Annotated in this window: 20 protein-coding genes, 1 tRNA gene and 1 pseudogene; 6 read left to right on the forward strand and 16 right to left on the reverse strand. The window is 61.5% G+C overall.

Annotated elements, in window-relative coordinates; all coding sequences use genetic code 11:
- Positions 1 to 73: 73 nt before the first annotated feature.
- Positions 74 to 1,060 carry an HNH endonuclease signature motif containing protein gene (locus QP941_RS10100; protein WP_284868835.1) on the forward strand — a complete coding sequence of 329 codons (987 nt, stop codon included), beginning with the start codon at positions 74 to 76 and terminating at the stop codon, positions 1,058 to 1,060.
- 211 nt (positions 1,061 to 1,271) lie between these two features.
- Here the strand turns inward: QP941_RS10100 and QP941_RS10105 are convergent, their stop codons facing one another.
- The 4 genes and pseudogenes from QP941_RS10105 to pflB form a co-directional block, all read right to left on the reverse strand.
- On the reverse strand, positions 1,272 to 2,420 hold the full coding sequence (locus QP941_RS10105) for an SPFH domain-containing protein (RefSeq protein ID WP_239278379.1): 1,149 nt from the start codon (positions 2,418 to 2,420) through the stop codon (positions 1,272 to 1,274).
- A 59-nt stretch (positions 2,421 to 2,479) separates the two neighbouring features.
- Positions 2,480 to 3,718: an alpha/beta fold hydrolase gene (locus QP941_RS10110; protein WP_284868836.1), complete on the reverse strand. Its 1,239-nt coding sequence runs from the start codon at positions 3,716 to 3,718 to the stop codon at positions 2,480 to 2,482.
- An 11-nt stretch (positions 3,719 to 3,729) separates the two neighbouring features.
- Positions 3,730 to 4,599, reverse strand: coding sequence for a pyruvate formate-lyase-activating protein (gene pflA, locus QP941_RS10115; protein ID WP_269953638.1), 870 nt, complete (start codon positions 4,597 to 4,599; stop codon positions 3,730 to 3,732).
- A gap of 2 nt (positions 4,600 to 4,601) precedes the next feature.
- Positions 4,602 to 6,980: pseudogene (gene pflB, locus QP941_RS10120) on the reverse strand (formate C-acetyltransferase).
- 316 nt (positions 6,981 to 7,296) lie between these two features.
- Between pflB and QP941_RS10125 the strand changes: the two are divergent.
- Positions 7,297 to 9,207: a solute carrier family 23 protein gene (locus QP941_RS10125; RefSeq protein WP_284768747.1), complete on the forward strand. Its 1,911-nt coding sequence runs from the start codon at positions 7,297 to 7,299 to the stop codon at positions 9,205 to 9,207.
- Here the strand turns inward: QP941_RS10125 and QP941_RS10130 are convergent, their stop codons facing one another.
- Complete coding sequence (locus tag QP941_RS10130; RefSeq protein ID WP_284868837.1) at positions 9,208 to 9,798, reverse strand: hypothetical protein; 591 nt, start codon at positions 9,796 to 9,798, stop codon at positions 9,208 to 9,210.
- Positions 9,799 to 9,876: 78 nt separating this feature from the next.
- Positions 9,877 to 9,958 (reverse strand) — tRNA-Leu (locus QP941_RS10135).
- Positions 9,959 to 10,048: 90 nt separating this feature from the next.
- On the opposite strand from QP941_RS10135, the gene QP941_RS10140 reads away from it, so the two are divergent.
- Together QP941_RS10140 and QP941_RS10145 are read left to right on the forward strand one after the other, a co-directional pair.
- Positions 10,049 to 10,471: a hypothetical protein gene (locus tag QP941_RS10140; RefSeq protein WP_225746501.1), complete on the forward strand. Its 423-nt coding sequence runs from the start codon at positions 10,049 to 10,051 to the stop codon at positions 10,469 to 10,471.
- A 2-nt stretch (positions 10,472 to 10,473) separates the two neighbouring features.
- Positions 10,474 to 10,818, forward strand: coding sequence for a DUF3817 domain-containing protein (locus QP941_RS10145; protein ID WP_204611086.1), 345 nt, complete (start codon positions 10,474 to 10,476; stop codon positions 10,816 to 10,818).
- Here the strand turns inward: QP941_RS10145 and rdgB are convergent.
- The 8 genes from rdgB to clpS all read right to left on the reverse strand — a co-directional run bounded on the left by rdgB (position 10,815) and on the right by clpS (position 16,233).
- Positions 10,815 to 11,423, reverse strand: coding sequence for an RdgB/HAM1 family non-canonical purine NTP pyrophosphatase (rdgB, locus tag QP941_RS10150; RefSeq protein ID WP_284868838.1), 609 nt, complete (start codon positions 11,421 to 11,423; stop codon positions 10,815 to 10,817). The two genes, QP941_RS10145 and rdgB, sit on opposite strands and share 4 nt — an antisense overlap.
- Positions 11,417 to 12,145: a ribonuclease PH gene (gene rph, locus QP941_RS10155; protein WP_284868839.1), complete on the reverse strand. Its 729-nt coding sequence runs from the start codon at positions 12,143 to 12,145 to the stop codon at positions 11,417 to 11,419. Before rph ends, rdgB begins: the two co-directional genes overlap by 7 nt.
- Before the next feature lie 15 nt (positions 12,146 to 12,160).
- Entirely contained in the window at positions 12,161 to 12,922 is a 762-nt protein-coding gene (locus tag QP941_RS10160; protein WP_284868840.1) for an MBL fold metallo-hydrolase, read from the reverse strand.
- 71 nt (positions 12,923 to 12,993) lie between these two features.
- On the reverse strand, positions 12,994 to 13,773 hold the full coding sequence (gene murI / locus QP941_RS10165) for a glutamate racemase (protein ID WP_239278392.1): 780 nt from the start codon (positions 13,771 to 13,773) through the stop codon (positions 12,994 to 12,996).
- Entirely contained in the window at positions 13,773 to 14,426 is a 654-nt protein-coding gene (locus tag QP941_RS10170; protein WP_005323951.1) for a rhomboid family intramembrane serine protease, read from the reverse strand. Before QP941_RS10170 ends, murI begins: the two co-directional genes overlap by 1 nt.
- A gap of 13 nt (positions 14,427 to 14,439) precedes the next feature.
- Positions 14,440 to 15,366: a P1 family peptidase gene (locus QP941_RS10175; RefSeq protein ID WP_284868841.1), complete on the reverse strand. Its 927-nt coding sequence runs from the start codon at positions 15,364 to 15,366 to the stop codon at positions 14,440 to 14,442.
- On the reverse strand, positions 15,366 to 15,902 hold the full coding sequence (locus tag QP941_RS10180) for a DUF2017 domain-containing protein (protein ID WP_005327313.1): 537 nt from the start codon (positions 15,900 to 15,902) through the stop codon (positions 15,366 to 15,368). Before QP941_RS10180 ends, QP941_RS10175 begins: the two co-directional genes overlap by 1 nt.
- 4 nt (positions 15,903 to 15,906) lie before the next feature.
- Positions 15,907 to 16,233, reverse strand: coding sequence for an ATP-dependent Clp protease adapter ClpS (gene clpS, locus QP941_RS10185; protein ID WP_005323948.1), 327 nt, complete (start codon positions 16,231 to 16,233; stop codon positions 15,907 to 15,909).
- A gap of 122 nt (positions 16,234 to 16,355) precedes the next feature.
- Here clpS and QP941_RS10190 point away from each other — a divergent pair, with 122 nt between their 5' ends.
- Positions 16,356 to 17,684, forward strand: a complete 1,329-nt coding sequence (locus QP941_RS10190) for a nicotinate phosphoribosyltransferase (protein ID WP_284767073.1) — start codon at positions 16,356 to 16,358, stop codon at positions 17,682 to 17,684.
- Between the two features lie 18 nt (positions 17,685 to 17,702).
- Positions 17,703 to 19,682, forward strand: a complete 1,980-nt coding sequence (locus QP941_RS10195) for an ATP-dependent DNA helicase (protein ID WP_284868842.1) — start codon at positions 17,703 to 17,705, stop codon at positions 19,680 to 19,682.
- Here QP941_RS10195 and QP941_RS10200 read toward each other — a convergent pair.
- Entirely contained in the window at positions 19,648 to 20,379 is a 732-nt protein-coding gene (locus tag QP941_RS10200) for an aminoacyl-tRNA hydrolase (protein ID WP_284868843.1), read from the reverse strand. The two genes, QP941_RS10195 and QP941_RS10200, sit on opposite strands and share 35 nt — an antisense overlap.
- Positions 20,372 to 21,562: a phosphoserine phosphatase SerB gene (gene serB / locus QP941_RS10205; RefSeq protein WP_284868844.1), complete on the reverse strand. Its 1,191-nt coding sequence runs from the start codon at positions 21,560 to 21,562 to the stop codon at positions 20,372 to 20,374. Before serB ends, QP941_RS10200 begins: the two co-directional genes overlap by 8 nt.
- Between the last annotated feature and the right edge of the window lie 52 nt (positions 21,563 to 21,614).

Genomic DNA, 21,614 nt, shown 5'->3' on the forward strand with positions numbered 1-21,614 from the left:
CTTAAACAAGTTATCCACAGCTGCGGACGTCTTCGCCTCGGCTCGCCCGCCGGCTCTGCTTAAAGTTGCAGCCATGAGCGCACTACAGGCCTATGCCACCCATATTGCCTCGGCGATGGACATCCTCGCCGAGGCCCACGGCGCGTCTGAGCGCGCCCTTGTCGAGCTGGGCTTGCCGGATGTCGAGGCCCGCGACCTCCGCGCGCTGGCCGCAGTCTACTTCGGCCCGACCGGCTTCAGCCGCAAGCAACGCCACGCAGCCGCGGCTGCCCGACACCACGACCTCGTAACGCTCAAGCTGATTGAAAAGTACGTCTCCCGGGTACGCACTAAGCGTGAGGCGTGGAACCTACGCGTGGAGCTGTGCCGCCTGCGTGGGCCGGCTTCTGACATCGCCCGCCGCGCCAAGCAGCGCCTGCGCGAACTTCGCCCGCGCCGCATGCCACCCCGCGAAGGCGTCCAGCTCCTTCGCCGGCCGAACGGCCCGTGGACAATGCGGATTACCGCTCCCTCGGCCTTCCTTGCTGAATTCGACGCAGCGCTCGACCCCGACCGCCCACTCGATTCCCTCCGCGACCTCCTTCGCGGCACCGGCGCGCCTTCCGCACGCACCACCACTAACGTCATCATCCCGCTCAACGCCCTAGACCAAATCCTGGACGGCGACGGCGACGAAGTCACGCTACGCCTTAGCAATGGCGCCACCATTACCGGCGCCGAGCTCGTCGAGCGCACCTTCACCGAGCACGGCCTCGCGACGCTTATCCACCCCGTCAAGGGCCCAGTCAACCTGTATCGCACATCTCGTTACGCCACCGAGAAACAGCGGCAGATGGCCGCGGCCGAAAATCCCACCTGCCCGTGGCCGCCGTGCAACCATCCGGCGGACAAGGCCCAGATCCATCACCTCAAGGCGTGGAAACACGGCGGGTTGACCAACATGGAAAACCTGACCGTGTGCTGCCCCTACCACAACGGGGTCAACCAAGATGATCCAAATGCCCCGCCGCTGCGCGGACGCCTTGCCCGAGTCAATGGCAAGGTCCGCTGGGTTCGTTAGCGCTGCCTCTGCGAGGTAGCGCTACTCGGCGTGTCATCGACCACAAGGACGTCGTGGACAAGGTCGCGCGCGGCGCTTAACGCATCACGGTCGGAGTCAGGATGGTCGTCGGTGGCGAAGACCTGACACTCGTGATCGGGGATCACCTCCGCGCGGCGGGTTATGCCACGCTGAGCGGTATAGGCATCAAAGAGGTTATCGATGCTCAGGACTAGTCCTCGTTTTTCAGTTGCTCGCGCAGCTGCTGGAAATACTCGCGGGCAGCCTGAGGCTGCGCGGTGGAGTGCTGGCCCTGCTGCGGGTGCGGCTCTGCCTGCTGGTTCTCAGAGCGTTGCTGCTCAGCGCGCTGGGAAGCAGCGATGGCTTCGCGCTTAGCGCGTTCGGCCTGACGCTTAGATTCGCGCTCGATTTCCTCGGCACGGGAAGGCTTCTTAGGCTGCGGGCGACGGCGTTGGGACGGCTCCTCGGCGGAGTCGAGGGCACGGTTGGCCATGAGCACGTCGCGCATGCCGCTGAAAAGATCGCCCATCCCCTGCGGGTTAGAGGGCATATAAAGAACGGACGCCTGGCCATTGTGGGAGACGTCGACCATAGCGTCGAGGTACTGGGAGACCAGCATGAGAGCTTCGGGGGATTCTTCCACGCCGGCGTCGCGAAGCATCTCGTACTGCTGGGCAATACCCTCGACGATTTCCTTACGCTGGTCGGCAACGCCGCGGCCCTGCAGCTTCTTCGCCTCGGCTGCACCCTCAGCTTCCTTGACCACGCGGATCTTCTCAGCCTCCGCCTGGGCGACGGCCGCCTCGCGCTCGCGCTGCGCAGCGTTAATGGAGTTCATGGACTCGCGCACCCGGGAGTCAGGGCGGATATCGGTGACCAAGGTATTGACAAAGTTCCAGCCATACTCGGCCATATTGTCGCGCAGGGAGGCCGCAACATTGCGGGCGATGGTGTCCTTGGAGGAGAAGGAATCATCTAGGTTCATATTCGCTACGGAGGAACGAACATTGTCCTGGACGTAGGCCACAATCTGCTGCTCGTGATTGGAGAGCATGTAGTACGCTTCGCGCTCGCGGCCCTGGACTACCTCGTACTGCACGGCAACAGGGATTTGCACGAAGACATTATCCTTCGTCTTGGTCTCCACCATCACGTCCAGCTGCCGCACCTGCAGCGAAATCTTATCGCGCACGCGGTCTATCCACGGCATTTTAAAGTGCAGGCCAGCATGCGCCACCTTTTGGAATTTGCCCAAGCGCTCCAGAATGGCAGCTTCGCGAGTACGAACGATGAAATAACCATCGAAGAGCGTTCCCAAGATAATCAGCAGGATAAGGACTATTACTATGGTGGCAATCATTGAGTCTCCCTAAAAGTCGTGATGATCACTAATATTTTCGCATAGGAAATAGCGAAATGCTAGTGATCGTCGATAAGCGAAAAGAGCTTCCCCAAGATGGTCGCACCATCCTCGCGGATGCCGTTGTGCTGGAATTCATTGTTAATCCACGGCCGCAGATCTCCCAGGTGCGCGGCCGTAGCCAAGGACTCCTCGAGCGGGACGAAAATATCATCGACGTAGATGGCCGCGGCCGTAGACGGCACCTCGCCCAACGCGTAGGGCGGGGAGAATTCGTGGCGGGCGAGGTCATGGGCGGCATCGGCAAACGCGTGCAAGGCCGGGTCCTCGTTGAACTGCCAGGGGAAAATGTGCTCGCCGGTCAGCCAGGTGCCCGCCTCTGCAAACTCCGGAAATTCCTCGCGCACGCGGTGCGCCGCCCAGTTCGTAGCGGCCTGGCCACCGGCGCCGCCATAAATCGACTCATGTATTGCGGCGTACAACGGAGCGTCCGCAAAGCTCACGCGCTGGCCGACGTCCACCAGGAAATCACCCCGCAACCGCTTCTCCCCCGCCACGGTACGGAAAGGCTCTTCCAGCAGATAGGCCAGCGAATCAAAGCCGGTACCGCGGCCGAGCTCGATGCCGATGGTACGAAAGCGCAGCGCGGACAGGCGCTCGCCAGTTGGAAGCCGCTCATCTGAATTGTCCAGGTGGGAAATGATCTCCTCGATACGGCCCTGTGCCCACGGGAATTCGCGGTAGAAACGCTGCTGGCGGGCCTTAAGCTTGCTAAAGGTAGCGCGATAGAGCTCGTCCGCCCCCTTCAACGTGGGGATGCCGCCGGTGAAGAAAGCATGCTCGACGCGCTCGGGTGCCTGGGATAGGTAGGCGGTGATGCAAAAGCCGCCGAAGGATTGGCCAAATAGCGACCACTTCTCGAGTCCGAGGTGCTCGCGCAGGCGCTCGGCGTCGCGGACGATATTGTCCTGGCGCAGCAACGCCAGGTGCTTGGCTGTGCGCTCAGCCGCCGGACTAAACGCATCAATGCGGTGCGAGCGGCCGGTGCCGCGCTGATCCATGAGGATCACGCGGTAGCGCTCTAGCGCCTTGCCAATCAGCCCCGTAGGCGCCAATGGCCGGGGCGCCGGGAAACCAGGACCGCCCTGCAGGTAGAGCAATGCGGGCAGGTCCTCTCCGCCGGGCGGGATAATTTCGCGGGCGTAAAGCCCAAAAGTCCCGTGGGGATTGGAATAATCCCACGGGACTTCTAGGTGGTGCTCTTTAATTGTGTGGCCGAAGCGGCGATAGGAGGTCATGTCCTCCCAGGCTAGTAGACTTCCAAGCCCTTCGAGCGGAAGACGTCGCGGATTTTCTCCACATCCTCCGGCTTTGGTGGCTTCGTGTCAGCTAGCTGGTAGTTCATGCCCAAGCTATCCCACTTGTCCTTGCCCATATTGTGGAAAGGCAGGACCTCAACGCGCTCAACGTTGGATTTCCAACGCGCCACGATATTGGCCACATTTTCCACGTTCTCTGGCGAGTCCGTGAGGTCTGGCACCACCACGAAGCGGATCCACACCGGTTTGCCTATCTTGTTCAGCCTGTCGCCGAAGTCCAGCGTGGGCTGGAGTTCGCGCTGAGTGACCTTCCGATAGGTTTCCTCGTCACCCGACTTGACGTCGAGAAGCACGAGGTCGATATTATCCAGGTCCTCGTCACGCAAACGCGCACCGAGATAACCGGCAGTATCGATGGTGGTGTGGATGCCCGCATCGTGAACTTCCTTGAGCACGCGGCGCGTGAAAGAAAGTTGGAAGAGGGGTTCACCACCGGAGATAGTGAGACCGCCACCGGAAGCGTTGAAGATTGGCTTATAACGCTTAATGCGCTTGACCACATCCTCGACCCGCTCCAGCGTGCCGGTCTTCATCTCCCAGGTGTCTGGGTTATGGCAGTACTGGCAGCGCAGTGGGCAGCCGGACATGAACATCGTCATGCGGGTACCCGGGCCATCGACGGCGGTCACGAGCTCCCAAGAGTGCACGAGGGCAATATCGCCGGTACGGCGCGCCTCCATGAGTTCGGGGCGGGTAATGTCATCGAATTGAGCGTCATTTCCCAGGCCCGCGGCCGCGCCGCGGACTCGCTCTCCTTCTTCAGGAGAGAGGGTAACGACACCAGTAACGCCATCTGCCATGATTAGGAACCCTGGTGGAAGGTGCGGGAGATAACGTCGAGCTGCTGTTCCTTGGTCAGCTTGACAAAGTTGACAGCGTAGCCAGAGACGCGAACGGTGAGGTTCGGGTACTTCTCTGGGTGCTCAACGGCGTCCTCGAGGGTGGACTTGTCCAGCACGTTGATGTTTGCGTGGTACAGACCAGAGTTCATCTGGTGTGCATCGCGGTTTGCCTTCATTGCTGACATGCGGTCTTCGAAAGTTGGGGTTGCCATGATTTTCTCCTTTTCGGGATGGTTGAGGGTTGGTGGTTTTTACTTCTCCATGATGAAGCCGGCATCCAGAACGCCCACCAGGTTAGTGATGCGCTCTTCTGGGGTGCGGCCCAATCCGGAAGGAGTAATGGTGTTGGTCAGCGAGATGCCGTCCAAGGCGTCCTTGTAATCCAGCTTGCCGACGGACAGCATGGAGGCAACCATGCCGTGGCTGTCAGCACCGTTTTCAGGGTTAGCGCCTGGGGAGAACGGCGTGCCGGCCTTGTGGCCCGACGGGAAGGCGCCTGTTGCCTTGCCGTAGACCACGTTCGAGGTAATGGTCAGCACGGACTGGGTTGGGATGGCATTGCGGTACATCGGGATGGCCTTAATCTTTTCCATCACGGTGTGGACAATGGTGGCGGCGATATCATCGGCGCGGTCGTCATCATTGCCGTAGAACGGGAAGTCGCCTTCGGTGACGTAGTCCGTAATCAGGCCGGTCTCGTCGCGTACCGGGGTGACCTTGGCGTACTTGATGGCGGACAGGGAGTCGGCAACGATGGACAGGCCGGCGATGCCGCAGCCCATGGAGCGGACGATATTGGAATCGTGCAGCGCCATCTCGACTGCCTCGTAGGCGTACTTGTCGTGGGAGTAGTGGATGATGTTGAGGGCCTCAACGTAGGTGCCAACAACCCAGTCCAGCATCTCCTCGTACTTCTGCCAGACCTCATCGAAGTCCAGCGGGCCATCGCCCTTGATGGGCTCGTAGCCTTCGACAACCTGCTTGCCGGATACCTCATCGCGGCCGCCGTTGATGGCGTAGAGCAGTGCCTTTGCGGCGTTCACACGAGCGCCGAAGAACTGCATCTGCTTGCCAACTTCCATCGGGGAGACACAGCAAGCAATTGCGGCGTCGTCGCCCCACTGCTCACGAATCTGGCGGTCAGACTCGTACTGGATGGAGGAGGTCTCAATGGAGATGTGGGCGCAGAATTCCTTGTAGCCCTCTGGCAGCTTCGGATCCCAGAAAATGGTGATGTTTGGCTCAGGTGATGGGCCAAGGTTCACCAAGGTCTGCAGCAGACGGAAGGAGGTCTTGGTGACCATGTGGCGGCCGTCATTGCCAAAGCCAGCGTCGGACCAGGTTGCCCAGTACGGGTCGCCGGAGAAGATCTGGTCGTAATCGATGGTGCGCAGGAAGCGAACGATACGCAGCTTGAGAACCAGGGAGTCGATGATTTCCTGGGCGTCTTCCTCGGTGATGATGCCTGCGGCAAGGTCGCGCTCGAAGTAGCAATCGAAGAAGGCGGACAGGCGGCCGATGGACATTGCGGCGCCATCCTGGGACTTAATGGAAGCCAAGTAGCCGAAGTAGGTCCACTGCACTGCCTCGTGAGCGGTCTTAGCCGGCTGGGAGATGTCGAAGCCGTAGGACTCGGCCATCTTCTTGAGCTTCTTCAGGGCCTTAATCTGCTCGGAGTGCTCCTCGCGGAAGCGTGCCCAGTGCTCAGAGAAGCCAGCATCTGCGACGGAATCGCGGGAAGCCTGCTTCTCCTCGATCAGGTAATCCACACCATAAAGTGCAACGCGGCGGTAGTCGCCGATGATGCGGCCACGGCCGTAAGCATCCGGCAGGCCGGTGATGATGTGTGATGAACGAGCAGCGCGGATGCGCGGGGTGTAGATATCGAAGACCGCATCGTTGTGGGTCTTGCGGTAACGGGTGAAGATCTTCTCCACCTCAGGATCTACTTCCTTGCCCGCTTCGCCGATAGCCTGCTTGACCATGCGCCAGCCACCGAATGGCATCATGGCACGCTTCAGCGGGGTATCAGTCTGCAGGCCGACGATGACGTCGTCGTCCTCTGAGATGTAGCCGGCCGGGAAAGCGTCAATGTCGGTCGGGGTGTGGGTGTCGACGTCGTAAACGCGCTTTTCGCGCTCGACGGACAGGTAGTTCTTTTCCAGGGTCTCCCAGACGCGCTTGGTCTTTTCGGTCGGGCCCGCCAGGAAGCTGGAGTCGCCGTCGTACGGCGTGTAGTTGCGCTGGATGAAGTCGCGGACGTTGATGCCCTCGGTCCACGGACCGGACTCAAATCCCTTCCAAGCTTCAAACTGTTGAGGCTGCGTTGCGGTAGTCATAATTCCCTTCTTTCGGGCGAATTTCTAGCAGGGGATAAATGCCGCTTTCTTCGAGCCACAGCACCAAGCCCCTCTGGCCTCAATTGTTGACCAATTCCCTGGTAATAACAAGTCTCGCAAACGTTTGAAAGCCAAGTAATAAACCGGTCGTGTTGTTTAGCTGGTTAGTGATTTCATGCAGAACGCACGTACGTCTTTTATCGGGGGTGAACTAGCCCCGAACGTGTCCCTCATCACCTTAAGATTTTGGCCCCTACCTGCACGAACCTCTACTGTTAATCCCGTTCAGCTTCGCTTCCGCACAAAGGAGGACTTCGTGGCTTCGCAGCCCAAGCATCCAGTAGATATCGTCCCACCCGCTCCCAAACTAGCTGCCTTGGGTTTACAGCATGTGCTGGCTTTTTATGCCGGCGCAGTCATCGTCCCGCTGCTTATTGCCGGCTCGCTCAATCTGGATGCGGAAACCACCATCCACCTCATTAATGCGGACCTGTTGACCTGTGGCATAGCAACGATCATTCAATCCCTGGGCGTCGGCAAGCGCATTGGCGTGCGCCTGCCCATCGTGCAGGGCGTGACTACAACGGCCGTCTCCCCGATTATTGCCATTGGCTTGGGCGCGACCGACGGCGCGGGCGGGGTGGCCTCGCTGCCAACCATTTATGGCGCCATTATTGTCGCCGGCCTTTTTACCTTCTTTGCGGCGCCGGTCTTTGGCAAGGTGCTGCGCTTCTTCCCACCGGTGGTCACCGGTTCGGTCCTACTGGTCATGGGTACGTCGCTACTTGGGGTGTCGGCCAATGACTTTGTCAATTACGCCGAGGGCGTGCCGGCCACCCGCGACTTGCTCTATGGCTTTGGCACGCTCGCGGTCATCATCTTGGTGCAGCGCTTTTCCTCCGGCTTCCTGGGTACCCTGGCCGTGCTCATCGGCCTAGTCTTAGGCACTGGCGTGGCGCTCGTGCTTGGCGACGCCTCCTTTGACGAGGTCTCCTCCGCCCCCGCCCTCGGCATTACTACCCCGTTCTACTTCGGCATGCCGAAGTTTGACCTGGTAGCGATTTTCTCGCTCATCATCGTCATGATCATCACCATGGTGGAAACCACCGGTGACGTCTTTGCCACTGGTGAGATTGTAAAAAAGCGCATCCGCCGCGATGACGTCGTGCGTGCGATTCGCGCCGATGGCCTGTCCACCCTGGTGGGCGGCGTAATGAACTCCTTCCCCTATACCTGCTTTGCCCAAAACGTTGGCCTGGTGCGCCTGACCAGCGTGAAGTCGCGCTGGGTGGCCGTTGCCGCCGCCGGGTTCATGATGGTGCTGGGCATTTTGCCTAAGGCCGGCGCGGTCGTGGCCTCCATCCCCTCCCCCGTTCTCGGCGGCGCCTCCCTGGCACTTTTTGCCAACGTGGCGTGGGTGGGCCTACAGACCATCGCCAAGGCCGATCTTTCCGATGGTCGCAACTCCGTTATCGTCACCTCCGCGCTGGGGCTGGCTATGTTGGTGACTTTCAAACCGGATATCGCCACCGCCTTCCCGGAGTGGGCGCAAACCTTCGTCTCTTCTGGCATGTCAATCGGCGCCATTACCGCCATCGTGCTCAACCTTTTGTTCTTCCACACAGGGGGCAAGCAGGGAACGCAGGTGTCTCGGGCCGTCGGCAAGAGCGTGAGCTTGCAGCAGCTCAATGCCGCCTCCCGTGAAGAGTTTGTCTCCGCGCTGCGCCCTCTGTTTAATAACGAGACCTGGCCGCTGGAGCTGGCGTGGGAGTCGCGGCCCTTCGGCGATGTTAATGAACTGCGCGCGGCCATTCAGGTGGCCGTGCTGACCGCGGATGATTCCCGCCGCGCCGCCCTCATCCACGATTACCCGGCCATGGATAAGCTGCTGCTTGCCGACGCCGACGAGGCCGCCACCATCTCCGCCGACCGCGGCTCCCTCGGTCTGACCGACCTGGATGATGTACAGACCGAGCGCATCACCGAGCTTTCCGCCGCCTACCGCGAACGCTTTGACATGCCGTTTGTGGCCTATTTGGATACCAATGACACCGTCGACCGCGTCATTGATGCCGGCGTGCGCCGCCTAGCCAACTCCCCGGAGCAGGAGTACCGCACCGCGCTGGGCGAAATCGTAGAAATTGCCAACGACCGCTTCGATATCCTGCTGGCCGATGCCAACCCGGTCCGCTCCTCGTGGGACCGCAAGTTCACCGAGGTGGACTAGTTAGCGAAAGGAAAAGTCCACCTCGGCCTCTGGGTCCACGCCGGAAATAATGCCGGTGTAGAACTGCTTGGCCTGGGATTGGAGGACATCGCGATTATCCGCGATGTCCTCTTTCTTTTTGTCCTCATTGAGGATTTTGGTGATGGTTTCCGCCTTATCAATATCCGGGGTAATCCAGCTCAACGCGCCGTTGTGCTCCACTGCGGTTTCGAAATTCTCATCCGAGTGCCCGATGAAAATGAACTCTGGGATCTGCACGCGGAAGTGGTGCGGGGATTCTTCTTCCACTCGCACCTGGGAACCTTCGATGCCGAGCTTCGCGCGGTAGGAGTACTTGATGTACTGGGTGCGCTCGCTGCCCGGGACCTGCCAATTCCACAGCTTGCTGGTAGCGGATTCCTCCGATAGGCCCTCGATACCCAGCGAGACGAGCACCACCTGCTCTTCGCGTTCCACGGCCTTGATGACCTTGGTATTGCTCGATTCGGTCTCCACCTCCACCGGTTCCCGTACCTGCCAAATGAACACCGCGGCGGCAGCCACGGTGGCAATGAGAATGACGGCGATAAGGGTGGAAAGCAGCTTTTTCATGATGACTATCTTAGGGCGACTATGCGGGCGGTGATATGCGAAAGCGCCGCCGGCTTCGAGAGCCAGCGGCGCCGATTGTGCGCCCGGTGAGACTTGAACTCACACGTCATAAGACACTAGAACCTAAATCTAGCGCGTCTGCCAATTCCGCCACGGGCGCGGGGGACTTGCCATAGTGTACACGGCACGCCGGAAATCCAGAAACCAGGGGTGTTCTGTTTTCCGGCCACTGGTGGGTAGGGTGGATCGCGTGAGCACTCAAGAGGAAAAGAAGAACAAGCGCGTGCAGGTGCGGTGGTGGCACATCCTCCTCATCGCGTTTTTCGTCGTGCTCTTCCTATTCCTGGCCTATTGGCAATGGACGCGTTTCCGGTCCGGCTCGGGTACCTTCCAAAACTTGGGCTATGCCTTCCAGTGGCCGCTGTTTGCCGTATTCGTGGTCTACGCCTATCGCACCACGCTGCGCTATGAAAATGAGCGCCTCGCGGCCGAGGAAGAAGCCCGCGACATGGATAGCACCGTCACTGAGGCCCCGGCTGAATCTCCCGCACAGCCGCAGGCGGAAACCAAAATCGATGAGGATTTCCTGCCCCAGCGGCCGCAGATAGATGTGGAAACGTTCAACGCCATGAATACTCCGCGCCGCCGGCGCGGCGAGAATGAAGAAAGCTGATTATGACCAATAAAGTTCACCCCGCCCGCCAGGCCCGTATCCGCGGCCCCTTGAAGTTTTTCTCCATCGCGGCCACCGTGACCGGTGTCTTCCTGATTATCCTGGTTATCCGCATGGTCTGCCAGTACCTCATCGGTATGGAGATCCCAGAGTGGGCCACCTATATCGCGATCGTGCACGGCATCGCGTACATGACCTACCTGCTGTCCATCCTCATCCTCGGCCCGCGCGCGCTGTGGCCGGTGGGCAAGCTCTTTACCACCGCCCTTGCCGGCGTGGTGCCCTTCCTGTCCTTCTGGATGGAGCACAAGCGCCGCAAGGAGATTAAGGAGGAGTTCCAGCTTTAGGAACTGCGAACCAACTCCGCGATGGCGGGGACTAGTTGAGTAAGAGCGCGGCCGCGATGCGAGACCGCGTTCTTTTCATCTGGGGACATCTCCGCAGCCGACCGGGACTCGCCTTCTGGCTGAAAGAGCGGGTCATAGCCAAAGCCGTTGTCCCCACGCGGCTCGCGCAGGAAGCTGCCCTCCCAGCGGCCCTCGGCCACGTGCTCGGTGCCATCGGGAGTCACGAGCGCGCAGACGGAGACGAAAGCGGCGGCGCGGCGTTCATCGGGGACATCGGCCATCTGCGCCAAGACCAGGTCATTATTGGCCTGGTCATTGCCGTGCTGGCCGGACCAGCGGGCGGAAAGCACGCCAGGCATGCCGTTGAGCTCTTCGATGGCCAGGCCGGAATCATCCGCGACGGTAGCAAAGCCGGTCGCAGCCGCGCCGGCGCGGGCCTTAATAAGCGCGTTATCGGCAAAGGTGCGGCCGTCTTCTACCGGCTCCGGGTAAGGCTCCACTGCGGATAGCGGGCGCAGCTCGACGCCCTCGATGCCGGCATCGGCCAAGATGCGCTCGAGCTCCGCGAGCTTCTTCGGGTTATTGGACGCGACGAGAATTACCACCCCAGCGCCGCCTTCTGTGCGGCGATGAGCTCGCGGCAGCCCTTCTGGGCTACGTCCAACATCTCGTTGAGCTCTTCGCGGCCAAAGAGTCCATGCTCGCCAGTGCCCTGGATTTCTACGAAATCGCCGGATTCTTGCATCACCACGTTGAGATCGACCTCGGCGCGGGAGTCTTCCTCATAAGGCAGGTCGAGGCAGATTTCGCCATCAATGATGCCGACCGAGACCGCAGCGATGGGATCGAGCAGCGGCTCGCCGGGGACGACGCCCTCGGTCTTGAGGTGTGCGATGGCGTCGGCAAGCGCAACATAGGCACCGGTGATAGACGCAGTGCGGGTGCCGCCATCGGCTTGGAGGACGTCGCAGTCGAGCTGGATGGTGTTCTCGCCCAGCTCCTCCAAGTCCACCGCAGCGCGCAGAGAGCGGCCGACGAGGCGGGAAATCTCATGAGTGCGGCCCTTGACCTTGCCCTTCATGGATTCGCGCGGCATGCGGTCGTGGGTGGCAGAAGGCAGCATGGCGTACTCAGCGGTAAGCCAGCCTTCGCCCGAATCACGCTTGAAGCGCGGCACGCCATATTCCACGGATGCGGTGCACATGACGCGGGTATTGCCAAACTCCACCAGCACCGAGCCGGCCGGGTTGGTGGTGAAATTGCGGGTAATGCGGACGCTGCGCATCTGGTCCAGCGCGCGCCCATCGGCACGAGTAAATTCAGTCATGCCGTCCAGCGTATCTTAGAACTCCATCCCCGCGGCGCCGAGGACAATCTCGCCATCGAATTCGGAGCGGGCTGCCTCCAAAGTAGCTTGCGCATCGCCCCACGGCTGAATGTGGATGAGCACCAGCTTGCTCACACCCGCCTCGCGCGCCGCCCTACCGGCTTCCGCGCCCGACATGTGCATGTCCGGCGCCTTGCCCTCCGAGGTCTCGCCCCAGGCCGCCTCGCAGAGGAAGATATCGGCATCACGGGCGGCTTCGACAAGCGCGGGCGTATACGAAGAGTCACCGGAATAAGTAATGGTCTGTCCCGTCTTCGTGTGCTCCACGCGCAAGGCATAGGCCTCTACCGGGTGGTTTACCGGAAAGGGGGTGATATAGACATCATCCACGAGCTGGCGCTCGCCCGGCTCCCAGGCGCTAAAGGCGAAGGTATCGGACATGTCATCGATGCCATCGACCTCATCGGAAGACAGGCGGCCCAAGTGCGTGGGCGTAGCCTTCGGCCCGAAGCACATATTGCGCGAAGCCGCAGGAGCCGTGGGATGGAAGCGGCGCCACACCATCAGGGAGGGAAAATCCAGGCAGTGATCGGCATGCAAATGGCTAAAGGCCACGTGCGCATCACAAGGGTCCTGCTGCTGTTCCAGCTGCGCCAAGGTGCCAGGGCCCATATCGAGGACGATGGACGGCGCATTATCAAAGGACAGCAAGTAGCCGGAGGCGGGATTTTGGGCGGTGGGGACGCTACCGGAGCAGCCTAGGATGGTCAGCTTCATGGGCTCAATAGTTCCATGAAATCGCCCCGCATGCGTACTCAACGTGCAAACGGGGGAGAAATTATGCCTACTTAAACAATCTGCGGGCCGAGGAAGCGCGTGGCAAGGCGGGCAAAGGCTTCCGGATCGCCGGTGGATTCAAAAGTGTGGACCGGCTGATTATCCGCAGGCGCCAACATATCTGTCTCGGTGAGAATTCGCATGACGTCCTTGGTGGTCTCCTCCGAGGAGGTCACCAACGAAACATTATCGCCCATCGCCAGCTGGATAATGCCGGTTAACAGCGGATAGTGTGTGCAGCCCAGGACCAGCGTGTCTACCCCTTGTGCCTGCAGCGGGGCCAGGTAGCCCTCGGCCACGCCGAGGATCTGGCGGCCAGCAGTAATGCCGCGCTCGACAAAGGGAACAAAATCCGGGCAGGCGGTGGCAAAGGCCTGCACCTTGGGGTTGAGTGCGAATAAGTCTTGGTAGGCGCCGGATTTGATGGTGCCTTCGGTGCCGATGACGCCGATTTTTCCGTTGCGCGTGGTGGACATGGCGCGGCGCACCGCAGGCCGGATGACCTCCACGATGGGGATATCGTAGCGTTCGCGTGCATCGTGTAAGAAGGCGGCGGTTGCGGTATTGCAGGCAATCACCAGCATCTTGCAGCCACGCTCCACGAGCTTATCGGCTACGTCCTGGGAAAAGGCGCGCACCTCGGAGATAGGCCGCGGGCCGTAGGGACTATGGGCGGTATCGCCGGTATAAATGACGGATTCGTGCGGCAGCTGTTCCATCACCGCACGGGCCACGGTAAGGCCACCCACGCCGGAATCAAAGATGCCGATGGGAGAGGTCGCAGTTGGCATTAGCGCTTCACTGCCTTAACCGGGTCGTCCGAGGTAATGGTCATGCCGGCCAAAATGCCGCCGATGGCGCCGAAGAGGTGGCCCTGCCAGCTCACGCCCTCGTAGACGGGCAACACGCCCCACACCAAGCCGGAGTAGGCAAAGCCGAGCACGATGCCCAAGATGGTCTGGATGAGCGAACGGTTAAAAATTCCGCGCACAATCAGATACGCCAACCAGCCATAGACCAAGCTGGAAGCACCGATATGCGAGGTACCGGGTCCGCCGATGAACCAGGTTCCAAGGCCCGCCACCAGCGTGGTAATCAGTGTAACCTCCCACCAGGCTTTGCGGCCGGACAGACCGATGAGGAAGCAAAAGATAGCGCCGGGCACCGAGTTGGACATCAAGTGCTCAAAGTTCGCGTGGAGCAGCGGGGCGGTGACAATGCCCCAGATGCCATTGAAATCCAGCGGGCGAATGCCGTAGTTAGAAAGTTGGCCGCCAAAGAGGAAGGCGTTGATGATGTGGACCGCCCATTCCACCACGAGGAAGCCAAAGGCTATAGAAAAGCCGGTGGTGATGCGGCCGCTGCGGGTGTAGTTCTTGGAATCGCCGCGGTTGACCTGGCCCGTGGGGGCCGGCCGGTAGTTAGATGTTCCACCTGAAGTCATAATGCGCTATATCTTAGTCCAGCAGATCGCGGTACGCGCTCAAGCCTAGGCCGGGGTTGGCGGCGGTGACCGCGTTGACGATGGCTTCTTCCACGGCGTCGGCGGCCGCGGCGCACAGCTGGGTCACCACCTGCGTGCTGAGTTCGGCTGGGCGCTTGGCGGTGGACAGGGCAAAGATCGTGTCCCCATCCAGCGGCGAATGCGCAGGACGCACCGCACGGGCGATGCCGTCGTGGGCAGTCATGGCCAGACGTTGGGCTTGGGCGGTGGAAACGGGGGCGTCGGTAAGCACGGCGCCGATGGTGGTATTGAGCGTGGACTCCGCTGGGTGCGGCAAGGCGCGGTAGGCGGCAGCATTGACCGCGGTGCGCCCCGGCGCGCCGTACAGCCGGCCGGATTGCGGCTCGATTACCTCGCCCACAGGGTTGGCAACCATCGCGGCGCTGACCTCGTAGTCCCCCACCCGGCGCGTGGCCAGCCCGAAGCCGCCTCGTAGTTTGCCAGCAGTGGCTCCTACTCCGGCTCCCACCGAACCCATGGATTCATCGTTGCCCGCAAGGGCAGCTCGCAACGCGGCCGCGCCTTCTTCCGGCCCGGGGCGGGAGGGCCCGACCAAAAGGTCAAAAATGACTGCGCCGGGAACGATGGGCACGCGCGGCCCAGGCTTATCCTCGCCGAAGACGGGAAAGCCGATCCCCCTCTCTGCCAGCTCATTCATCACGCCGTCGGCAGCGGCCAGGCCAAAGGCAGAACCGCCCGCTAACACCACGGCGTGGACGCGCTCGACCGTATTATGCGGCTGTAAAAGATCCGTTTCGCGGGTGCCTGGGCCGCCGCCGCGCACATCGACGCTGCCGAGCGCTCCGCCCGGCCCGCAGTAGAGCACCGTGACTCCGGTATCGGTGCCGCTATAGTGCCCGATGCTCATGCCGTCCAGCATTAGTCCATCAGCACCTGCAGCAGTGAATCTTGGCAGAACGCCAGCCATTCCACGAGGCTATCGCGGTCAGACATCAGGTTGTTATCGGCCACATCGCCCGCCGCGACAAAGAGGCGGAGGTCGTTCAGGCCAGCGACGAAGGCCTGGGCCTCTTGCTCGTTGATGGTGACCTCTACCCCACCGGTAGGGCCGAGGGCAGAGCCAATCACCTGCAGGTTTTCCAGCTTGGCGCGCGCAATGTCGTTTTCATGCAGGGAACGCAGCAATGATGCATCGCCTTCATATTCCTCATCGCCGGGCATTTCAAAGTCCGGGAAGAGACGGGCCAGCGAGGGATCGTCCGGGGCTTCGGTGTGGCCGGTAGGCATGTCCAGCATTTCCGCCAGCTCGTCCTTGGGCGCGGACTGGGCGCGCTTAATGATCGCCTCGGAGACGGTGGCGGTGAGATCGCCCAGTACCTCGCGCTCCATTGGTTCGAATACGGCCGTGATTTTCGGCGCGCGCATAAGGGACTTCTTTTTCTTCCACGGTTGCATCAATTTAACCTGCCTGCTGCATCGTTGCCCACAGACCGGCGATCTGGAGCTTTTTCACGTCCGCTTCAATCTTGTCGCGCTCGCCGCTGGACACGGCGGCCTTGCCCTCGGTGTGGACCTGCATCATGAGTTCATTGGCTCGCTTCTTGTCATAGCCCAACACGGTTTGGAATACATAGGACACGTAGCTCATCAAGTTGACGGGGTCATCCCACACGATGCACATCCACGGCAGGTTCTCGCTCGTGGCTACGTCTACGTCGAGTTCTTCATCCAATTCGGGCGTAGCCATCGGAGAGCTCATCCGGACTACAGGAAATTGCGCCTTCATGCCTTCTAGCCTAACCATATTTGGGAATTTATTGTGGGCCCGCGCAATCGGGCTTCAGACATTCCGGCTGCAAAGAATCTAATCCCCTGAAAAGCACCTAGTCAGTGGGTATTATCACTCCCGTGAATGACAAAGCTATCCCTAATGATCGCTCTACTGCACTGCTCACGGATAAATATGAGCTAACGATGCTCCAGGCCGCGCTGCGCGATGGCTCGGCAAACCGCCAGGTCACCTGCGAAGTATTCGGCCGCCGCCTGCCCAATGAGCGCCGCTATGGCGTCGTTGCAGGCACCGGCCGCGTCCTGCGCGCAGTGGAGGATTTCCGTTTTTCGGCCAATCAGTTAGCGGAGATGGACTTCTTGGACGAGCAGACCAAGGAGTATCTGCGCCACTATCGCTTTTCCGGGCAGATTGACGGCTACCGCGAGGGCGAGCTTTATTTCCCCAACTCCCCCATCCTGACGGTGCGCGGCACCTTTGGGGAGTGCTTGGTTTTGGAGACCGTCATCTTGTCCATCATGAACGCCGATTCCGCAGTGGCTTCGGCCGCTTCCCGCATGGTCACGGCGGCCGACGGCCGGCCCATCATCGAGATGGGCTCGCGCCGCACCCACGAGTATGCGGCGGTAACCGCCGCCCGCGCGGCCTACCTGGCCGGGTTCGATGCCACCTCCAACCTGGAGGCAGGCTACCGCTACGGCATTCCGGTCTCCGGCACTGCCGCCCACTCCTGGACCTTGGCACATACCAACCCGGATGGCACGCCGAACGAAGAGGCCGCCTTCCGCTCCCAGATCGACACCCTTGGCGTAGACACCACTCTGTTGGTCGATACCTATGACATCACCAAGGGCGTCGAGACCGCAGTGAAGGTAGGTGGACCGAAGCTCGGTGGGGTTCGCATCGATTCCGGTGACCTGGGTGCGGTTACCCGCCGCGTGCGCAAGCAGCTGGATGATTTGGGCAATCACAACACCAATATCGTGGTATCTTCCGACCTCGACGAGTTCGCCATTGCCGGCCTGCGCGGCGATCCGGTCGATGTCTACGGCGTCGGCACGTCCGTGGTCACCGGCTCCGGCGCGCCTACAGCCGGCATGGTCTACAAGGTAGTGGAGGTAGACGGCATCCCGGTGGCAAAGCGCTCTACTTCCAAGCAATCCGTCGGCGGTGCCAAGCGCGCGCTACGCACCTACCGTTCCTCGGGCGTGGCGGTGGAAGAGATCGTCTATCCCTTTGACGCGCCCGCGCCAGATACGGGCCAGCTCGAGACCCGCGAGATGACCATTCCGCTCATGCGCGATGGCCACATCGTCGACGGACTGCCGGATCTGCATGCCTCCCGCGAGTATCTGGATCAGGCCCGCAAGACCCTGCCATGGGAAGGCCTGGCGCTCTCGCGCGATGAGGCGGCCGTACCCACGCGGATGGTGGGCTTTAAAAAGTAGGCCGCTAGACTGTGTGGGGTGAGTGAGCACGCAGATGAGCCCCTAAACCTCGACACGGAAACGCTGCTGGGCAAGGCCGTTGACGCGCTGGGCGGCAGCCGGCGCGAAGGCCAGGTGCGCATGGCCACCGCCGTCTCGGCTGCGCTCGAAAAGGAGCGCCACCTGGCAGTGCAGGCCGGTACCGGTACCGGTAAATCCCTGGCCTACTTGGTCCCGGCTATCCGGCATGCGATGAACTCGGGGTCGACCGTCATCGTCTCCACCGCGACGCTAGCCTTGCAGCGCCAGCTGGTGGAGCGCGATCTGCCGCGGCTTACTGAGGCGCTCGCCCCTGTTATGGAGCGTACGCCCACCTTCGCCATCATGAAGGGACGCAATAACTATCTGTGCATGAATAAGATTGCGGCTACCCCGGATGATCCGGAAGCACTTATCGACGAATCCGAAATATCCCACCGCGGCAAGGCCGTGCGTCGTATCCACGAGTGGGCGCAGGAAACTGACACTGGTGACCGCGATGATCTAGAGCCGGGCGTGCCGGACGTGGTGTGGCGGGCGGTATCGGTAACCTCCAACGAGTGCTTGGGCGCTTCGCGCTGTCCGCACGGGCCGGATTGCTTTGCGGAAGAGGCTCGCAGGGCGGCTGCCGACGTCGACATAGTGGTCACCAACCACGCCATGCTCGCCATCGACGCGGTTTCTGAGGCAAATATCTTGCCTGAGCACGACGTCGCCATTATCGATGAGGCCCACGAGCTCGACGGCCGCATCACCTCCGTATCTACCGCGGAGATTACTACCCGCGCCATCAAGATGGCCGCCAACCGCGCGAAGTCGCTGGGTAATGCCGGCAACCTCTCGGACTTGGCCGAGGAATTTGATGACCTGATGAAAATCCAAGAGCCAGGCCGTTGGACGGACTTAGATGAAACCTCACAGGGCCACCTGCGCGCGCTTGCCGACGAATTCTTGCGAGTTAAGTCCCTCATTTCTCGCGCACCAGAAGGCGAAGCCACCGACGATCCGGAGAAAAACGCCGAGCGCCAAAACTTGAGCAACCACCTCTCCGACCTCGCGCAGGCCGTGGCGCGCATGCTGGAGGTTTTCGCCACCGATGACCCGGCCAAGCAAGACGACGTCGTCTGGCTCGAGCGCGATCCGCGCAGCGACGCCGAGACCCTCGCCGTGGCTCCCCTATCCATCGCCCACATGCTGCGCGAGAACCTCTTTGGGGAGCAAACGGTGGTGTTGACCTCGGCCACCCTCGCCCTCGGTGGACGCTTCGATGCCATGGCCGCCCAGTGGGGCATGCCGAGCGGCACCTACGACACCTTGGACGCGGGCACGCCTTTCGACCCAGCCAAATCCGGCATCCTGTACACCGCCAAGCACCTGCCCGCGCCGGGCCGCGATGGCCTGCCCAAAGAAACCATCGATGAGATCTACGAGCTCATCATGGCCGCCGGCGGGCGTACGCTTGGCCTGTTCTCCTCCCGCCGCGCTGCGGAAGAGGCGGCCACCGCCCTCAAGCCGCGCATCCCCTTTGACCTTTTCGTGCAAGGCGAGGATTCCATCGGCGCACTGGTAGAGAAGTTCTCCCAGAAAGAAAACTCCTGCCTCTTCGGCACGCTTACCCTGTGGCAAGGCGTAGACGTGCCGGGGCCGGCCTGTTCGCTGGTCATCATCGACCGCATTCCGTTCCCCCGGCCGGACGATCCCCTGATGCAGGCGCGCGCCCAGGCGGCCGATGCTGCGGGCCGCTCCGGATTCATGGAGGTCTCCGCCAACCACGCCGCCTTGCTCATGGCACAGGGCGCAGGCCGCCTGCTGCGCCACGTGACCGACCGCGGCGTGGTGGCCGTGCTCGATAACCGCTTAGAATATAAGCGCTACGGCAGCTTCCTCAAGGCCTCCATGCCACGCTTTTGGCAAACCACCGACGCGGATACGGTGCGCGGCGCGCTTAAGCGATTGGTCGCCGCAGGGCGCACACGGTAGCCGAGTCCGGCGCAATCTCCGTGAACCCGGCGTCCACGATGACCACGGCGCCATCCTGCGCGCAGGCGGCGCGAAAATCTTCGCCGGACACCTCGCGCACCGAAAGCTCAAAACCCGTGTCATCCCAAGCACGAGCCTCCTCCACCGACATCGCCGCGGCGAGCATCATCGAACCGTGGCCGACCTGCGCTGCGGCCTTGCCGGCAGACATGTCGAGGCTGCGGTCGACGTAGATGACGGGGGCATCGCCAAGCGGGGCTCCTGGCGCATCATAGGGCAAGTCGGTGTGCCCGATCTGCAGCTTGGCGATGAGCGGATCCACCTCCCCCACGGCCGAAGGCGCGAAGGCCCGGGCACGGTCCGCCACGGTCACGCCGGGCAGGCTTTGCACATCGCGCCAGGCCTTATTGCGCGCCCGGCGGGCGATCTTGCGGATGCGGTGGCCGTACCACTGTCCCAGGGCGTGGGCGAAGGCCCCGTCCTCCCCCGCGCGCTCGTCCAAGCACACGGCCACAACGGCGCGAGCAGCCGCCTCCAGTATCTCCGAGCGCGCGGGCGGCTCCTGCTTTGGCAGGTTAAGCGCAATCTGCATCGCTTGTATGGTGGCGGGCTCGTCGGGGTTTTCTGGGTCATCGCGCCACGAGCGCGAATCACACGCTTCTACCAAGCGCTGGTGGGCGATTTCAAACCTATTCACGAACAACCTCCTCGGCCGGGATTCCCAAAATCTGTAGTACCTCATCCAGCCGCCGGTGATTTACCGAGGTATCCGCCACTTCTTGCAGCGCCGGCTTGGCGTTAAAGGCGATGCCCAGCCCTGCGGCGGTAATCATATCGATGTCATTGGCGCCATCGCCCACGGCGACCGTCTGGCGCATGCCCACTCCGGAATCCGCGGCGAACTCCCGCAGGAATTCCTCCTTGGCCTTGCGGTCAACCACCTTGCCGGTTACGCGGCCGGTGAGCTTGCCATCGGCGATCTCCAGGGTGTTGGCGCGGACGTAATCTAAGTGCATTTCTGCGGCTAGGTCCTCCAGAACTTGGATGAACCCACCGGAGACCACAGCGGTGCGATAACCGATGCGGTTGAGCGTGGCAATAGTCTCGCGGGCACCGGGGGTCAGCTGAATCTCGCGGGCCACCTCATCAATGATGGAAGCATCCAGGCCAGCCAAAACGGCCACGCGCTCGCGCAGGGACTCCTCAAAATCCAATTCGCCGCGCATAGCCCGGGCCGTGATGGCGGCAACCTCTTCTTCCTTGCCGGCGTGCGCGGCCAGCATCTCGATGACTTCGCCTTGGATAAGGGTGCTATCGCAGTCGAAGCAGACGAGGCGCTTGGAACGCCGGCCCAGACCCGCCGGTTCGATGGCAATGTCGATGCCAATCTGCTGTGCCAGCTCTGCCAGCGCCTGGCGCACGGGTGCCGCGGAACCATCGAGGGACAAGAAAAGCTCCAGCCCTGTCAACGGAGAGGTGGAAAGCCCGCGGATGCGATCGATATTGGCATCGAAGTTGGCCAATACGCGGGCGACCTCCTCTACGTGGTGGGCGGTTACTTCCGTTCCCATGAGGACCACCGCATGCGTGGAGCGAGCTCGCGCGCTAGATTCCTCCTCTCGCACGTCCACGGATACCTGCTGCCCGTAGATGCTCAAGGTATTGCGCAACCCCTGTGCAATCTGCTCGGCGCGCGTACCGGGAATGCGGGTATGGGCGGCGAGGGTGATGCGGCCGGAAAAGATGGCTTGTTCGACGTCGATAAGCGCGGCGCTATAAGACGCCAGCACGCGGAAGAAGGCCGCCGAGACCCCAGGCTTGTCCGGCCCAGTGGTGGTAATGACGGCATAGGTATCAGCTTGGGTACTCACGCCGCCCATTATCGCACGTAGGGCAAATAAGATACGCCAAAGCCGCCTCCCACGGCCCGTT

Origin of the sequence: Corynebacterium sp. MSK150 (assembly GCF_030229215.1) — a bacterium.
Classification (GTDB): domain Bacteria; phylum Actinomycetota; class Actinomycetes; order Mycobacteriales; family Mycobacteriaceae; genus Corynebacterium.

Excerpts from the sequence above, each read along its gene's own strand:
- murI (WP_239278392.1), bottom strand. The coding sequence starts at position 13,773 with ATGCCAACTGCGACCTCTCCCATCGGCATCTTTGATTCCGGCGTGGGT.
- QP941_RS10100 (WP_284868835.1), top strand. The coding sequence starts at position 74 with ATGAGCGCACTACAGGCCTATGCCACCCATATTGCCTCGGCGATGGAC.
- QP941_RS10175 (WP_284868841.1), bottom strand. The coding sequence starts at position 15,366 with ATGCTGGACGGCATGAGCATCGGGCACTATAGCGGCACCGATACCGGA.
- QP941_RS10130 (WP_284868837.1), bottom strand. The coding sequence starts at position 9,798 with ATGAAAAAGCTGCTTTCCACCCTTATCGCCGTCATTCTCATTGCCACC.
- QP941_RS10180 (WP_005327313.1), bottom strand. The coding sequence starts at position 15,902 with ATGCAACCGTGGAAGAAAAAGAAGTCCCTTATGCGCGCGCCGAAAATC.
- rph (WP_284868839.1), bottom strand. The coding sequence starts at position 12,145 with ATGACTGAATTTACTCGTGCCGATGGGCGCGCGCTGGACCAGATGCGC.
- QP941_RS10145 (WP_204611086.1), top strand. The coding sequence starts at position 10,474 with ATGACCAATAAAGTTCACCCCGCCCGCCAGGCCCGTATCCGCGGCCCC.
- QP941_RS10160 (WP_284868840.1), bottom strand. The coding sequence starts at position 12,922 with ATGAAGCTGACCATCCTAGGCTGCTCCGGTAGCGTCCCCACCGCCCAA.
- QP941_RS10170 (WP_005323951.1), bottom strand. The coding sequence starts at position 14,426 with ATGACTTCAGGTGGAACATCTAACTACCGGCCGGCCCCCACGGGCCAG.
- pflA (WP_269953638.1), bottom strand. The coding sequence starts at position 4,599 with ATGGCAGATGGCGTTACTGGTGTCGTTACCCTCTCTCCTGAAGAAGGA.
- QP941_RS10105 (WP_239278379.1), bottom strand. The coding sequence starts at position 2,420 with ATGATTGCCACCATAGTAATAGTCCTTATCCTGCTGATTATCTTGGGA.
- QP941_RS10110 (WP_284868836.1), bottom strand. The coding sequence starts at position 3,718 with ATGACCTCCTATCGCCGCTTCGGCCACACAATTAAAGAGCACCACCTA.
- clpS (WP_005323948.1), bottom strand. The coding sequence starts at position 16,233 with ATGAAGGCGCAATTTCCTGTAGTCCGGATGAGCTCTCCGATGGCTACG.
- serB (WP_284868844.1), bottom strand. The coding sequence starts at position 21,562 with ATGGGCGGCGTGAGTACCCAAGCTGATACCTATGCCGTCATTACCACC.